Here is a 15859-nt window from a genome sequence, read left to right as displayed (position 1 = left end):
CGAGTCTGAATAGGGCGCTTAGTTAGTAGTGGTAGACGCGAAACCGTGTGATCTACCCATGGGCAGGTTGAAGCAGTAGTAACATACTGTGGAGGACCGAACGGATATACGTTGAAAAGTGTTCCGATGACCTGTGGGTAGGGGTGAAAGGCCAATCAAACTCGGAAATAGCTCGTACTCCCCGAAATGCATTTAGGTGCAGCGTTGATTTATAGTTTTATAGAGGTAGAGCTACTGATTGGATGCGGGGGCTTCACCGCCTACCAATTCCTGACAAACTCCGAATGCTATAAAATGTTAATCAGCAGTGAGGGCATGGGTGCTAAGGTCCATGTCCGAGAGGGAAAGAACCCAGACCATCAGCTAAGGTCCCAAAATATATGTTAAGTTGAACTAACGAGGTTGAACTGCTTTGACAGCTAGGATGTTGGCTTGGAAGCAGCCATTCATTTAAAGAGTGCGTAACAGCTCACTAGTCGAGCGGTTCGGCATGGATAATAATCGGGCATAAACATATTACCGAAGCTATGGGATAGAAATATCGGTAGGGGAGCATTGTAGTGTCGTCGAAGGTGTGCTGTGAGGCATGCTGGAGAAGCTACAAAAGAAAATGTAGGCATAAGTAACGATAATGCGGGCGAGAAACCCGCACGCCGAAAGACTAAGGTTTCCTCAGCTATGCTAATCAGCTGAGGGTTAGTCGGGACCTAACGCGAACCCGAAAGGGGTAGTGGATGGACAACAGGTTAATATTCCTGTACCTGCTCTCATTAAAAGTGACGGAGGTGTGAATTTGGTGCGTACTGACGGAATAGTACGTTGAAGCGAGTAGTGATACCGCGATAGTACACTGAGACTTCGGTCAAGGTGATAATCCAGAGTAGCAACTTCCAAGAAAAGCAAGAGAAGCAGCCCGTACCCTAAACCGACACAGGTAGTTGGGATGAGAATTCTAAGGCGCTCGAGAGATTCATGGCTAAGGAATTAGGCAAAATAGACTCGTAACTTCGGGAGAAGAGTCGCCACCCTTCGGGGTGGCCGCAGTGAAAAGGTCCAGGCGACTGTTTATCAAAAACACAGGGCTATGCTAAATTGAAAGATGACGTATATGGCCTGACACCTGCCCGGTGCTGGAAGGTTAAGTGGAGGGTTTAGAAGTTTACTTCGAAGATCTCAAATGAAGCCCCAGTAAACGGCGGCCGTAACTATAACGGTCCTAAGGTAGCGAAATTCCTTGTCGGGTAAGTTCCGACCTGCACGAATGGTGCAACGATCTGGACACTGTCTCAGCCATGAGCTCGGTGAAATTGTAGTATCGGTGAAGATGCCGATTACCCGCTGTGGGACGAAAAGACCCCGTGCACCTTTACTATAGCTTAGTATTGGTTTTGGATAAGTAATGTGTAGGATAGGTGGGAGACTTTGAAGTGGCGTCGCTAGGCGTTGTGGAGTCATTGTTGAAATACCACCCTTTGCTTATCTAGAGTCTAACCTTCGTAGAAGGGACAGTGCTTGGTGGGTAGTTTGACTGGGGTGGTCGCCTCCAAAAGAGTAACGGAGGCTTCTAAAGGTTCCCTCAATACGGTTGGTAATCGTGTGTAGAGTGCAATGGCATAAGGGAGCTTGACTGAGAGACCTACAAGTCGATCAGGTACGAAAGTAGAGCATAGTGATCCGGTGGTTCCGCATGGAAGGGCCATCGCTCAAAGGATAAAAGGTACGCCGGGGATAACAGGCTGATCTCCCCCAAGAGCTCATATCGACGGGGGGGTTTGGCACCTCGATGTCGGCTCGTCACATCCTGGGGCTGGAGAAGGTCCCAAGGGTTGGGCTGTTCGCCCATTAAAGTGGCACGCGAGCTGGGTTCAGAACGTCGTGAGACAGTTCGGTCTCTATCTACAGTGGGCGTTAGAAATTTGAGTGGATCTGACTCTAGTACGAGAGGACCGAGTTGGACTAACCTCTGGTGTATCTGTTGTTCCGCCAGGAGCATTGCAGAGTAGCTACGTTGGGAAGGGATAAGCGCTGAAAGCATATAAGCGCGAAACCCACCACAAGATGAGATTTCTTTAAAGGGTCGTGGGAGATTACCACGTTGATAGGCTATAGGTGTAAAGGCAGTAATGTCATAGCCGAGTAGTACTAATAACCCATAGGCTTATTGTACGCCTGTTTTTTTACATAAGTTCAATATTATTACAAATCATGTCTCTTATTTTCAATATGTTAAGATATTTGTTCCGATTTTAATCGGAACGCTGAGACTGGAAGTGAAAACTAACAGTCAGCAGCTATAACTTAAGGTGGTTATAGCGATGGGGCTCACCTCTTACCATTCCGAACAGAGAAGTTAAGCCCATTTGCGCCGATGGTACTACATTTGTGGGAGAGTAGGTCGTTGCCTTTTTTAATCCCGATTCTAACGAATCGGGATTTTTTGTTTTAAAGCAGTTTTTTAACTGTATAATCCTTATTAATTTAATTGGTGAGGATTTTTTTTGTTCTAAACTTAAATGATTGGTTTAGATTTGAATATATTTTGGTAAAACTAATTGTTAGCTACTAAGGGAGCGATAGTAGTGGTAAACTTTTGTGAAACTTCCTTAAAATGTAGAAGTAGAGTCATATGAAGTATTATAATTTATATATAGCGAGTAACATATAGGGTAATTTAAAAAGCATTAAGGGTATTTAATTTTTCCTATACAATAATCAGGAAAATAATTAAGTTTAAAGGTAAAATTATAGAAAGTATTAAAAACAAAAAATCCCGTAAACCTAAGTTTCGGGATTTTTTTGTGGTACCTCCAGGAATCGAACCAGGGACACAAGGATTTTCAGTCCTTTGCTCTACCAACTGAGCTAAGGTACCTCGCCAAAGCGGTTGCAAATATATATTCATTTTTGTTATTCGCCAAACTAATAACGTAAAAAATTGTATTATTTTATTAAAAAATATAAGTTAGCGTTACTAACTAATTTATAATTAATATTATAGCTTAACATAGAATAGTTATTGTAACTCATTTTGTAATTTTATACTTTTGAAAAATATGAATTTAATTATAGATGTTGGTAATTCTTTTGTAAAACTAGCTGTTTTTAATGATGAAGAATTGATTTATAAAGTTGTTGTTAAGCTTAATGATGTTATTGATGAAGTTAATTTAATAAATCGTAAATATCCTTTAATAAAAAAAGCCATTGTTTCATCTGTTGGTAGGCTTACAAAGAAAGATATAAGTTTAATTGACAATAATTTTGATTTATTAATATTAGATACAGAAATAAATCTACCTTTTGTAAACTGTTATAAAACGCCAAAGACATTAGGAGTAGATAGAATCGCATTGGTTTGCGGTTCTATTAGACAGTTTTCTAATGAAAATGTACTTATTATTGATGCAGGTACATGTATTACTTATGATTTTATAAATTCTAATAATGAATATTTAGGAGGGGCTATTTCACCAGGTATTCGCTTGCGCTATAAATCTTTAAATAATTTAACTGCAAATTTACCGTTATTAGAATCAGAAATGCCTAAACATATTATTGGTGGTTCTACTAATGAATCCATACATTCAGGTGTTATATTTGGAGTATTAAATGAAATTGAAGGCGTTTTAGAAACATATAAACATAAATATTCAGATTTAACAGTAATTTTAACAGGAGGAGATACTAAATTCTTGTCTAAACAATTAAAAAGTAGCATATTTGCCAATCCTAATTTTCTTTTAGAAGGTTTAAACTTTATTTTACAATTTAACTCAAACGAATGATAAAAAAACTTGTATTAGTTTTTATTGCAATAATTGCGATTAGCAGTTATGGACAACAAGGAACAACGTCTCCTTATTCTTTTTACGGTATTGGAAGTTTAAAATTTAAAGGAACTGTAGAGAATAGAAGTATGGGAGGTATTAGTGTGTATAATGATAGTATTCACATTAATTTACGTAACCCAGCTTCTTATGCTGGAGAAAACTTAGAGATGTGGGGAGGAGAAAGTAGACCTGTAAAGTTTGCGGTTGGAGGTACTTATTCTAGTAATAATCTCAAGACTGATGAAAGTAGTGCTAATGCGTCATCCTCGACGTTTGATTATCTAGCTATTAATATACCATTAGGTAAATTTGGGTTTGGATTTGGGTTATTACCATATACTTCTGTAGGTTATAAATTAGAATCCATAGAAGATGATAATATCCAGAATCAGTATGAAGGTGAAGGTGGGGTTAACAAAGCTTTTCTTGGTTTTGGTTACCAATTAGCTAAAGGTTTAAATATTGGTGTTGATTTTCAATATAATTTTGGAAACACTCAAAATAGTATAATTAACTATCAATATTCTGATGGTATTCCAATTAGTTATCAATCAAAAGAATATAATAGATCTGACTTAAGTGGTTTGAATTTAAATTTTGGACTTTCCTATAAAACTATGATTGATCAAAAATTAGAGATAGTTTCTAGTATGTCTTTTACTCCAGAAAGTACTTTAATATCTAAAAATGAAAGATCTATTTCTGCTATAGCCATTACTTCTAGTGGGCAAGAAGGAGTAAGTAATACTATAGATATTGATTTATCTGCTTTAGGTTTAGAAGAAACAGATTTAGTTATGCCTTCAAAATTTTCTTTTGGAGCAGGAATTGGAGAACCTAGAAAATGGTTTATAGGGGCAGAAACAACTTTTGTAAAAACAAGTGAATTTTCTAATGAATTATTTAGTAATAATATTGAAACTACTTATGAAGATGCATATGCTTTATCTATAGGAGGCTTTTATATTCCTCAATACAATTCATTCAGAAATTATTTAAAAAGAGTTGTTTATAGGGCTGGTTTTAGAACGGAAGAAACTGGATTAGTTATAAAAGGAGAGTCAATTAAAGAGTTTGGCATATCTTTTGGAGTAGGTATACCAGTTGGCGATACTAGATTATTATCAAACGCTAATTTAGGTTTTGAATTTGGCCAACGTGGAACAAAAAGTAGTAATTTAATTCAAGAGAATTTTATTAATTTACAATTAAGTTTATCTTTGAACGATAGATGGTTCCAGAAACGAAAGTATGATTAACAACACAAAATTATTATCATGAAAACAAAAATTACATTATTATTAACTTTTTTATTTATTGGGTTAAACTTTGGTTTTGCGCAACAAGATGAAGAGTGTATGACTAAACTATCTATATTCCATGAATATACTAAAGCTAAGAACTACGATGCAGCTTACGAGCCATGGATGGCTGTAAGAAATAAGTGCCCTAAGTTTAACAACGCTATTTATGTAGATGGAGAAAAGATTTTAGAGCATAAAATTGATAAAGCAACAGGTACTGATAAAGTTGCGCTTATTAACGATCTTTTAAAGCTATGGGAACAAAGAGCTGAGTATTTTGCAAGTAAAACTCCTAAAGGAGAGTATGCTGCTCAAGCTGCCCAGTTAATGTATGATAATAGAGAGACATTAGGTAAATCAAATGAAGAATTATACAATAGTTTTGATTCAGCTTATAAATTGGATAAAGCTTCATTTACAAACCCAAAAAGTTTATATACTTACTTTTCTTTAATGGTAGATTTGTATGATGCTGGTAAAAAACCTGCTTCAGATTTATTTAATAAATATGACGATATTGTTGAGAAAGTTGAAGATGAAGTTAAAAATTATTCTGGAAAATTAAATAAACTTATTGAAAAGGAAGATGCTGGAACAGCATTAACAAGTAAAGAAGGTAAATATAAAAGGTTTTACGAAAGTTATTTAAAAGCTTACGATCAAATTTCTGGTAGTGTTGATGCAAAATTAGGTGGAAGAGCTAATTGTGAAAACTTAATTCCTTTATACCAAAAAGATTTTGAAGAGAATAAAAACAATGCGGTTTGGTTACAAAGAGCAGCAGGTAATATGTCAGGGAAAGATTGTACTGATGATCCTTTATTCTTTAAGTTAGTAAATGCTTATCATGAAATTAGTCCTTCTGCTAATTCTGCCTTTTACTTAGGTATATTAAAAGATAAAGAAGGTAATTCAAGTGAGGCTATATCTTTTTACAAGCAAGCTATTTCTTTAGAAACAGATAGCTTCAAAAAAGCTAAGCTTAATAACAGAATCGGATTAAAATTAAAATCTAGAGGAAGTTATGGTCAAGCAAGAAGTTTCTTTAGAGAAGCATTAAAGTTAAATCCATCAAATGGTCGTCCGTATTTATCAATTGCAGCTATGTATGCTAAGAGTGCTAATAATTGTGGGCAAAGTAATTTTGATAAAAGAGCGGTATATTGGTTAGCAGCAGCCGAAGCTAGAAAAGCAGCACGTGTTGATCCTACACAAAAGAAAAACGCTGCAAAATCTGTAGCAAATTACAATGCTAAAGCACCACAAAAATCTGAGATTTTTAGCTCAGGTAGAGCAGGAGAAACCATTAAAATTGGTTGTTGGATTGGAGCTTCTGTTACAGTACCAAGTATCTAATGAGAAAAAACATTTCATATAATATATTTAACATAGTCACAATATTTATTGTGACTATGTTTTTTTCATGTAATGATAGTTTTAAACAAATACAAAAAATAGGTATTTCAGAAAACGAACCTATAGGAGAAGATTATAATGTTAATCTAAAGTATACCGACTCTGGTAGAGTATCGGCAAATTTAATTAGTACTAAAGTGTTAGATTATACTAACAGAGATTTTCCTTTTCATCAGTTTACAGAAGGTGTTACCCTTTATATTTATGATAAGGATAATAAAAAAAGTACCATTAAAGCAGATAATGCTTTTGTTTATGAAAACACAGATTTAATTGATATGCAAGATAACGTTGTTATAACGACGCATGACAATAGAGTTTTAAAAACAGAGCAATTATTCTACGATCAGAAAAAAGAATGGTTTTCTACAAATAAACCGGTTAGTTTTAAAACCGATCAAGATCTTATAAACGGTAATGGTTTTGATTCTAATAAAGATTTCTCAAATGCTGAAGTTCTTGAAGTAACAGGTATTATTACTTTAGAAGATTAATTGAAAAATATTTCCTTGGAGGAATACGACAAGGTTTCAGTTGAAATTGTCATTCCAATAAAAATGGGAATCTAAATATAATATCCTCTCTCAATTTTAATTATCTTTATACTCTATATAAACAGACTCTAAACATGAAATATTCTAAAATTTTTCAATACGCTTATATTGTTTTTGCTGTATTATTTATATACGATGGCATTTCAAAATGGGGAGATGGTACAAACCGTGCTTATCTTTCATTAGGACTGGCAGCTTTAGCTATTTTCATGTATTTTTTTAGAAGAAAATTTAGTAAGAAATTTGAAAATAAGGATAACCCTAAATAAATGAGCCTTTATGTTATCATCATAATTGTATCATTAGTACTCTCGGCATTTTTCTCTGGGATGGAAATTGCATACGTATCTTCAAATAAAATTCATATTGAAATCGAGAAAAAGCAAGAGGGCATTCTTGCTAAAGTATTAACCAGACTTACAGCAAAACCGTCAAAATTTATAACTACAATGCTTATTGGAAACAATATTGCCTTAGTTATTTATGGGTTTTTTATGGGAGATTTATTGGTTAATTGGTTTCAAACCTTAATACCCTCTTCTTATCCTTTTGTAGATTATTTGTTGACAGATTTAAGTTTGCTAAGTCAAACTATAATTTCAACATTGGTAATTTTAATAACAGCAGAGTTTTTACCTAAAGTGTTTTTTCAAATTTATGCGAACACCTTAATTAAAGCATTGGCTATTCCGGCTTATATATTTTATTTGTTATTTACTTTTATTTCAGATTTTGTGATTTGGATTTCAGATTTTGTATTGAAAGTATTCTTTAAAACTGAGGGTGATCAAATTCAACTTGCATTTACCAAAGTAGAACTTGGTAATTATATTAGTGAACAAATGGAATCGGTTCAGGAACAAGATGATGTTGATACCGAAATACAAATATTTCAAAATGCTTTAGAGTTTTCAGATGTAAAAGCGCGCGAGGTTATGGTTCCTAGAACAGAGATTATTGCTGTTGAAATTAACGATACTGTAAAATCCTTAAACACTTTGTTTACTGAAACTGGACGAACAAAAATATTAGTATATAAAGATACTATTGATGATGTTTTAGGCTATGTGCACTCATTCGAGCTTTTTAAAAAAGCAAAGAATATTAAGTCTATGATGATGCCAGTTGAATATGTTCCAGAAACGGTACTTATTAAAGATGTACTAAGCGTGCTTACTAAAAAACGGAGAAGTATATCTGTTGTTTTAGATGAATATGGCGGTACTTCTGGTATTATGACTGTCGAGGATATTGTTGAAGAATTGTTTGGTGAAATTGAAGATGAACATGATTCTGTAGATTTAATAGAAGTAACTCTTGAAGATGATTTATATAAATTTTCAGCAAGGTTAGAGGTTGATTATATTAATGAAACTTATAAGCTAAATCTTCCTGAAAGCGAAAATTACGAAACCCTTGGAGGCTTGATTGTGAATCATACCGAAGAGATTCCTACTCAGAATGATATCGTTAAAATAGATACTTTTCAGTTTACAATTTTAGAAGTTTCTAACACTAAAATTGATATGGTAGAAGTTAAAGTACTTGAAGAAGATTAGTATTAAGCCGCAGCCCCAGCTGTAGTATTCAGATTAATTAGCAAAAGGTTTTAAGTCAAAATTCGGTTTGTGAAATTTAAATGATTATTCAAAAAAATTATTTTAAAACTAGAAACAGCTTAACAACATACAGCTCTACAACAAACAAGATAACAAATAGTAAATAACCCTTTTATTATTGAATAGAAAATGGTATTTTCGCGCACGATATTTTTGTCAGTTTAATACAATTGGCAGCAACTAAACAAGTAATTCCAACAACGGATTTAAAAATTTAATTTACAGATGGCAGTTTTAAATAAAATAAGACAACGATCACTATTCTTAATATTAATTATAGCGTTAGCGCTATTCTCTTTTGTATTAGCAGATTTATTTAAAAATAGCGATGCATTAACTTCTAAATCGCAAAACATTGTTGCAACTATAAACGGTAAGGATATTACTCGTGAAGGTTTTATGCAAAAAGTAGAGCAGTTACAAAGACAAATGGGGCCAAGTGCTACTAATACGCAAGTAATGAATAGAGTATGGGAGCAAGAGGTTAGACAAGCTGTTATGGAAACTCAGTTTGATGAGTTAGAAATATCTGTAGAGAAAGATCAAATGAGAGACTTACTTAAAACGTCTTTGGCTACAAACCAAAACTTTTTAAATGAAGCAGGTCTTTTCGATGAGAATAAAATGAATGAGTACATCGCTAACTTAAAAGAAACGTCTCCTGCAGGTTTTGAAAGTTGGGTTAACTATGAAAAGCAAGTTGCTTCAACTGCATTAAACCAAAACTATTTTAATATGGTTAAGGCTGGTTTAACAGGAACACTTGCAGAAGGTAAACTAGATCATGAATTAGAAGGGAATAAAGTAGATATTAAATATGTACAAGTTAATTTTTCTACTATTCCAGATAGTACTGTTCAAGTAACAAAATCTGATATTACTAGTTATATAAACGAAAATAAGAATCAATATAAAGTTGAAGCTTCAAGAGATATTCGTTTTGTAGAATTTAAAGAAGTAGCTTCAGTTGAAGATGAAAACGCAATTAAAGCAGAATTAAACTCATACGTTAATGGTCAATTAGTAGATGAAAGAGGGGCTAAAGATGTTATAGTTGCTTTTTCTAAAGTTGAAAATAATGAAGAGTATATTAACTCAATTGCTGCATCAGATATAAAGTTTGATGAGCGATTTGTTTTTAAATCTAGCTTACCAACAGAAGCTGCAGATGCTATCTATAATTTGAATGAAGGTGAAGTATATGGACCATATAAACATGATGGCGCTTTTAAAGTAACTAAAGTAATCGCTGTTAAACAAATACCAGATTCTGCAAAAGTAAGACATATATTAATTCCTTTTAAAGGAGCTCAAAGTGCAGGGCCAGATGTAACAGTAACCGAAGCACAAGCTAAAGTGACTGCAGATAGTTTATTGAGTGTACTTAAAAGAAATCGTTCAAAATTCCCTGAGTTTGTTAAGGAGTTCTCTTCAGATCAAGGAAGTGTAGCGAAAGAAGGACGTTACGATTGGCACCCATACAACACTATGGTACCTGAATTTAATGATTTTGAATTTGAAGGTAAAAAAGGAGATTTAGGTGTCGTTAAAACAGTATTTGGATTTCATATTATAGAGATTGAAGGACAAAAAAATAAAACTAAAGCGGTACAAGTTGGAACTATCGCTAGAAAAATTGAGCCATCTGAAACTACTACCGATAAAGTATTTAGAGATGCATCAAATTTTGAAATTAAAGCAGGAGAGGGAGACTTTGAGGCACTTGCAAAAGAGAAAAAATATACTTTAAGACCTGTTAATGGAATTAAAGTTTTAGATGAAAATATTCCAGGTGTTGGGAATCAAAGACCAATTGTACGTTGGACTTTTGAAGAAGATGCTGAAGTGGGAGATATTAAACGTTTTAATGTTACCAATGGATATGTTATTGCACAGTTAGTTGCTAAGCATGAAGCTGGATTAATGTCTGCTGATGATGCTACAGCAAAAGTATTGCCTATTATTAGAAAAGAGAAAAAAGCAAAACTAATTAGGGATAGAGTTTCTGCTAGTACTTTAGAAGATTTAGCTGCTGCTGAAAATACTAATGTAAGAACGTCTAATGGGATTACCATGAAAAACCCGACTATTTCTGGAGGCGGAAGAGAGCCATTGGTTATTGGATCTGCGTTTGGATTAAATGAAGGTGAAACGTCTGGATTGATTGACGGTACTAATGGTGTTTATATGGTACAGGTTACTAAAATCACTCCTGCTGTAGAGTTAGACAACTATCAAGCAGCTGCTAACAGAATAGAGCAACAAAAAGCTAATACGGTTAATACTAAACTATATAATGCTTTAAAAGAGGCAGCTGAGATTGAAGATAATAGAGCTTCAACTCAAGTACAATAGAAGAAACAAATAAATTGTAAATAAAAAAAGCATCGTGTAAAACGATGCTTTTTTTATTTACAATACCATATTTGAATAAGGGATTATAGTTTTATATCCTCTATTTTTAAAATAATCATTTGGATTATGTCTTGAAGCTATCATTATAAAATCTCCACCCCAGGCGCCAAGGCTCTTAATAGCGCCATCAAAATCTTTAAATAATAAGTCTTTAACAGTAGTTTGTTTCGTAATGTTTGATATTATGGTTTCATGCTGAATCATTAATTCCTGAAAGTCTTCTAGAGATTTACAAGTAATCATTTTTAGAGTTATTTTATTTATAGCCTCTATAGCAGATTTTGCATGTTCTTTGTTTTCGTGATAATGCTTTATACCATCTCTACTATTTTGTTTTTTATTTAAATGAACAAAATAAAGGTGTTCTTTAAATATAGGATCAAAATCTACAGTTTCAACTACTCTTTTGTTATCCTTAAATTGATTGGAAATATTATTATTAGTGTTTAGCTGATAAGTTATAGCTGTGTCATGTTGAGCGCAAGCAATATCATAACCACTACCTCCAAAAGTTTTTTCTAAAAGTTTATAAGCATCAATATTTGCCCATTGTGCTATATTGTTTATTAATGTTGAAGATGTGCCAAGTCCCCAGTTTTTTGGAAACTCTAAATGTGTTTCAATTTTAAGGCCTTTATCTTCAATTAAAAACTCTGGATTTAAATCTTTAACCGCATTTAAAATCTGAATCAATCGTTTTGAGATATCATCATTATAATTATCCTTCAGCTTAAAATCATTTTCAAACCAAATGGTTTTTGTTTCATCAAAACTTCTCCAAACTAATGTATTTTGTTCCGCAGATTCAATAACTAATGATTGACCAAATTTTGTTGGAATAGCCAACGATAAAGCACCATCTAGAACAACATATTCTCCAGATAGTAAAAGTTTTCCGTGGCTATAGAAGGTTTTATTTTTCACTTGAAACCCTTAATTTGTTTAATGCTTCGATTACGGCAGAATGTGTTACGGTGTTATTTTTGAAGTGTTCAGTTAAAGTTAACTTTTCTTCAGCATTAGCTTCAAATTGGTTTAATATATTCATTAAGTGCATCTTCATATGTCCTTGCTGAATACCTGTTGTTGTAAGCGATCGTAAAGCAGCAAAATTTTGTGCTAATCCTGCAACAGCAACAATTTGCATAAGTTCTTTTGCTGAAGGCTTGTGTAATAATTCTAAGGCTAATTTTACTAAAGGATGTAAACCTGTAAGCCCACCAACAGTTCCTAACGCTAAAGGTATTTCCATCCAAAAGGTGAAAATGCCATGTTCAACCTTGGCGTGTGTTAAACTACTATAACGTCCTTTTCTCGAAGCATAGGCGTGCACTCCCGCTTCAACCGCTCTAAAATCATTTCCTGTGGCTAATACAACGGCGTCAATACCATTCATAATACCCTTGTTATGTGTTACTGCTCTGTATGGCTCAATTTCAGCAATATTTACCGCTTGTATAAATTTGTTTGCAAAATCTTTACCGGAAAAATTATTGCCTTCACCTAACTCCTCAACCGGACAACTTACTTCTGCACGAACTAAACAATCTGGAACGTAATTAGAGAGAATACTCATTATGATATCAATTTGTTGTTCACTTTCAGAAAACAAATCAAAAGTTAAAGCTTCATTTTTAAACGTTTTTGCAAATTGCTCTAAACACGAGTTTATAAAGTTGGCTCCCATCGCATCTAAAGTTTCAAAAGATGCGTGTAATTGATAATAGTTATCAATATCCGAAGTTTTATCGCGTAATTCAATATCTAGAATGCCACCACCACGTTTTTTCATGTTTTTTGTGATAGCTTCAGTATCTTCAATAAGTTTAGATTTTACGTAACCGAAATATTGTTTTAGTTTTTCAAAATCGCCTTTGTAAATAAAATGAACTTGCCCAATTTTTGTTGTTGAAATCACTTTGGTTTTAAAGCCACCTCGTTCTAGCCAAAACTTGGCAGCTTTACTAGCAGCTGCAACTACCGAGCTTTCTTCGATAGCCATTGGTATGGTGTAAAGCGTTTCGTTTATTAAAAAATTTGGTGCTACGCCAAGTGGCAAATAGTAGTTTGATATTGTGTTTTCTATAAATTCATCATGTAACTGTTGAAGATTATCGTTTGTATTCCAATATTGTTTTAAAATAGCCTTAGCATCTTCTGCATTTGAAAAGTAAGTATCGACAATCCAATCAATTTTTTTTGATTTTGATAATTTTGAAAAACCAGCAATAGTTTTGCTCATGTGTATAAGATTTTGCAGAGCAAATATACTACTCTTGGTATGAATATTTAAAATCTATTAAAAACCGAGTTATTTAAGTGTTAATAAATACGGTTTTTTGCGTAATTTTTAGTAAACTTGACATCATTTTGTGAAAAAAACACCCTTTTTAACTAAACGTCCATAATCGACTAATTTTTTTATTGATATAGAGTTGTTTAGACGTAATTTAGGTTTTTTAAACAATTTATTTAACTGCAATAAACATATGAAATACACGCTTTACTTTTGTCTATTTGTTTCAACAATTTTATCTGCCCAAACAAGTACAATTTCACTTGAGGATATATGGAAAGATGGTACATTTAGAACGGAACGTTTGGATGCCTTACACTCCATGAATAATGGTCAAGAATATTCAGTTTTAAATTTTGACAGAGCATCAAGGAGTACATCAATTGATATTTATGATTATAAGACTTTAGAAAAAGTTAAGACTTTAGTAAGCTCAGCAGACTTAGAAGCTATTCCATATTTTACTAACTATACCTTTAGTGAAGACGAGCAACAAGTAATTTTAGCAACTAAAGAAGAAGCCATCTATAGGCATTCGGCATTAGGGAATTATTATATATATAATACAAAAGATGGATCATTAAGTCTTATTACTGAAGATAAAATTCAAGAACCTACATTTTCTCCAGACGGAAAAAAAGTGGCCTATGCTAAAGAAAATAATCTATATGTAAAAGATTTAACTACTGGAGTTGTTGTTCAAGTAACCGTTGATGGTGAAAAAAATAAAATAATAAATGGTATAACTGATTGGGTTTATGAAGAAGAATTTGCGTTTGTTCGCGCTTTTGATTGGAACGCTGATAGTAGTAAAATAGCTTTTATTCGTTTTGATGAAGAAAACGTACCAGAGTTCTCAATGGATGTTTACGGAACTGAGCTTTATCAAACACAACAAGTTTTTAAATACCCTAAAGCGGGTGAAGCAAACTCAGATGTATCACTTCATGTGTATGATCTAAATTCAAATGCAACCAATTCCGTTAGAGTAAATAAGGCTTATAATGATTTTTATATACCAAGAATTAAATGGACTAATAATCCTGATGTTTTAAGTGCGCAATACATTAACAGGCATCAAAATGAATTAGATTTATGGATGATAAATGCTAAATCTAATACATCAGATTTGGTTTTAGCCGAAAAGGACAAAGCTTATATTGATGTAACCGATAATTTAACTTTTTTAAAGGATAATAGTTTTATCTGGACGAGTGAAAAAGATGGTTACAACCATATTTACCATTATGATAAAAAAGGAAAATTAATTAATCAGATTACAAAAGGAAACTGGGAAGTCACTAATTACTATGGATACGATGAAAATAAAAACACTATTTTCTATCAATCAGTAGAGAATGGTTCGATAAATAGGGATGTTTATTCTATAAAACTCAACGGACGAAACAAAAATCGGTTAACTAAAAGCGAAGGCACTAATAACGCTTCTTTTAGTGCCGATTTTTCATTTTTTATAAATACATTTTCAAGTGCAACAACGCCACCTGAATATACTTTGAATAGTTCTGAATCTGGGAATTTGATAAAAAGTATTAAGGATAACGATAAATTGTCTCAATCACTTTCTGAGTATATAACTTCTAGTAAAGAGTTCAGTACAATAAGTGTTAATGGTAACGATTTAAATATGTGGATGATTAAACCTGCAAATTTCGATGCTTCTAAAACATATCCATTACTAATGTATCAATATTCTGGTCCAGGTTCACAGCAAGTTGCAAACCGTTGGAATAGTGCTAACGATTATTGGTATCAGCATTTAGCGCAAGAAGGTTATATTATTGCTTGTGTTGATGGAAGAGGTACTGGTTTTAAAGGAGCAGATTTTAAAAAGGTAACTCAAAATGAATTGGGTAAATATGAAGTTGAAGATCAAATTGCAGCAGCAAAACAATTAGGAGAATTACCTTATATTGATGCTAGCAGAATGGGTATTTGGGGATGGAGTTTCGGTGGTTTTATGAGTAGTAACTGTTTGTTTAAAGGAAACGATGTGTTTAAGATGTCAATTGCAGTAGCTCCTGTTAGTAGCTGGCGTTTTTATGATAGTATTTATACAGAGCGTTATATGACGACACCACAAGAAAACGCAAGCGGATATGATGATAACTCACCAATAAATCATGTAGATAAATTAAAAGGAGATTTCCTATTAGTGCATGGTTCTGGAGATGATAACGTACATTTACAAAATACCATGCGTTTAGCAGAAGCTTTAATTCAAGCCGATAAACAATTTGATTGGGCAGTATACCCAGATAAGAATCACGGTATTTATGGAGGCAACACAAGATTGCATTTATACAAAAAAATGACACACTTTATTCATGAAAATCTTGGGGATAAAATTCAAAAAGAAGAAGTAACTGAAGTAAGTAAAAAAGTTAAAATTAAAGGATAATAT

Annotated in this window: 10 protein-coding genes, 1 tRNA gene and 2 rRNA genes (1 of these 13 cut by a window edge); 10 read left to right on the top strand and 3 right to left on the bottom strand. The window is 33.2% G+C overall.

The window, feature by feature from the left end; translation table 11 throughout:
• Both SJY43_RS00790 and rrf read left to right on the top strand, forming a co-directional pair.
• Positions 1–2166 (top strand): 23S ribosomal RNA (locus tag SJY43_RS00790) (it extends 656 nt beyond the left edge of the window).
• A 133-nt stretch (positions 2167–2299) separates the two neighbouring features.
• Positions 2300–2407: ribosomal RNA gene (gene rrf / locus SJY43_RS00785) — 5S ribosomal RNA — on the top strand.
• A 392-nt stretch (positions 2408–2799) separates the two neighbouring features.
• Here rrf and SJY43_RS00780 read toward each other — a convergent pair.
• Positions 2800–2872: transfer RNA gene (locus SJY43_RS00780), tRNA-Phe, on the bottom strand.
• Positions 2873–3053: 181 nt separating this feature from the next.
• Here SJY43_RS00780 and SJY43_RS00775 point away from each other — a divergent pair.
• The 7 genes from SJY43_RS00775 to SJY43_RS00745 all read left to right on the top strand — a co-directional run bounded on the left by SJY43_RS00775 (position 3054) and on the right by SJY43_RS00745 (position 11078).
• A complete protein-coding gene (locus SJY43_RS00775; RefSeq protein ID WP_396601949.1) occupies positions 3054–3785 on the top strand; it encodes a type III pantothenate kinase in 732 nt (243 codons plus the stop codon).
• Positions 3782–5089: a hypothetical protein gene (locus SJY43_RS00770; protein WP_396601948.1), complete on the top strand. Its 1308-nt coding sequence runs from the start codon at positions 3782–3784 to the stop codon at positions 5087–5089. Before SJY43_RS00775 ends, SJY43_RS00770 begins: the two co-directional genes overlap by 4 nt.
• Before the next feature lie 18 nt (positions 5090–5107).
• Positions 5108–6490, top strand: a complete 1383-nt coding sequence (locus SJY43_RS00765; protein WP_396601947.1) for a hypothetical protein — start codon at positions 5108–5110, stop codon at positions 6488–6490.
• Positions 6490–7044 (top strand): LPS export ABC transporter periplasmic protein LptC, encoded by a 555-nt coding sequence (gene lptC, locus SJY43_RS00760; RefSeq protein WP_396601946.1) that lies wholly within the window; start codon positions 6490–6492, stop codon positions 7042–7044. The genes SJY43_RS00765 and lptC overlap by 1 nt, the downstream gene beginning before the upstream one ends.
• 134 nt (positions 7045–7178) lie before the next feature.
• On the top strand, positions 7179–7373 hold the full coding sequence (locus SJY43_RS00755; RefSeq protein WP_396601945.1) for a hypothetical protein: 195 nt from the start codon (positions 7179–7181) through the stop codon (positions 7371–7373).
• Positions 7374–8663 carry a hemolysin family protein gene (locus tag SJY43_RS00750; RefSeq protein WP_396601944.1) on the top strand — a complete coding sequence of 430 codons (1290 nt, stop codon included), beginning with the start codon at positions 7374–7376 and terminating at the stop codon, positions 8661–8663.
• 285 nt (positions 8664–8948) lie between these two features.
• Positions 8949–11078, top strand: coding sequence for a SurA N-terminal domain-containing protein (locus SJY43_RS00745; protein ID WP_396601943.1), 2130 nt, complete (start codon positions 8949–8951; stop codon positions 11076–11078).
• A 57-nt stretch (positions 11079–11135) separates the two neighbouring features.
• Here the strand turns inward: SJY43_RS00745 and SJY43_RS00740 are convergent, their stop codons facing one another.
• Both SJY43_RS00740 and SJY43_RS00735 read right to left on the bottom strand, forming a co-directional pair.
• The gene (locus tag SJY43_RS00740; RefSeq protein WP_396601942.1) at positions 11136–12062 is read right to left on the bottom strand and encodes a GYDIA family GHMP kinase; all 927 of its coding nucleotides are present in this window, start codon (positions 12060–12062) and stop codon (positions 11136–11138) included.
• Positions 12052–13380: a hydroxymethylglutaryl-CoA reductase, degradative gene (locus tag SJY43_RS00735; protein WP_396601941.1), complete on the bottom strand. Its 1329-nt coding sequence runs from the start codon at positions 13378–13380 to the stop codon at positions 12052–12054. The genes SJY43_RS00740 and SJY43_RS00735 overlap by 11 nt, the downstream gene beginning before the upstream one ends.
• Before the next feature lie 247 nt (positions 13381–13627).
• Here SJY43_RS00735 and SJY43_RS00730 point away from each other — a divergent pair, with 247 nt between their 5' ends.
• Positions 13628–15856 carry a S9 family peptidase gene (locus SJY43_RS00730; protein ID WP_396601940.1) on the top strand — a complete coding sequence of 743 codons (2229 nt, stop codon included), beginning with the start codon at positions 13628–13630 and terminating at the stop codon, positions 15854–15856.
• Positions 15857–15859 lie beyond the last annotated feature (3 nt).

It is taken from the genome of Algibacter sp. R77976 (genome assembly GCF_044594645.1).
GTDB lineage: Bacteria > Bacteroidota > Bacteroidia > Flavobacteriales > Flavobacteriaceae > Algibacter_B.
This window is presented reverse-complemented; position numbering and strand designations above follow the sequence as displayed.

Bases quoted from the DNA above. Each gene is read 5' to 3' on its own strand.
- SJY43_RS00775 (WP_396601949.1), top strand. From the start codon at position 3,054: ATGAATTTAATTATAGATGTTGGTAATTCTTTTGTAAAACTAGCTGTT.
- SJY43_RS00770 (WP_396601948.1), top strand. From the start codon at position 3,782: ATGATAAAAAAACTTGTATTAGTTTTTATTGCAATAATTGCGATTAGC.
- SJY43_RS00765 (WP_396601947.1), top strand. From the start codon at position 5,108: ATGAAAACAAAAATTACATTATTATTAACTTTTTTATTTATTGGGTTA.
- lptC (WP_396601946.1), top strand. From the start codon at position 6,490: ATGAGAAAAAACATTTCATATAATATATTTAACATAGTCACAATATTT.
- SJY43_RS00755 (WP_396601945.1), top strand. From the start codon at position 7,179: ATGAAATATTCTAAAATTTTTCAATACGCTTATATTGTTTTTGCTGTA.
- SJY43_RS00750 (WP_396601944.1), top strand. From the start codon at position 7,374: ATGAGCCTTTATGTTATCATCATAATTGTATCATTAGTACTCTCGGCA.
- SJY43_RS00745 (WP_396601943.1), top strand. From the start codon at position 8,949: ATGGCAGTTTTAAATAAAATAAGACAACGATCACTATTCTTAATATTA.
- SJY43_RS00735 (WP_396601941.1), bottom strand. From the start codon at position 13,380: ATGAGCAAAACTATTGCTGGTTTTTCAAAATTATCAAAATCAAAAAAA.
- SJY43_RS00730 (WP_396601940.1), top strand. From the start codon at position 13,628: ATGAAATACACGCTTTACTTTTGTCTATTTGTTTCAACAATTTTATCT.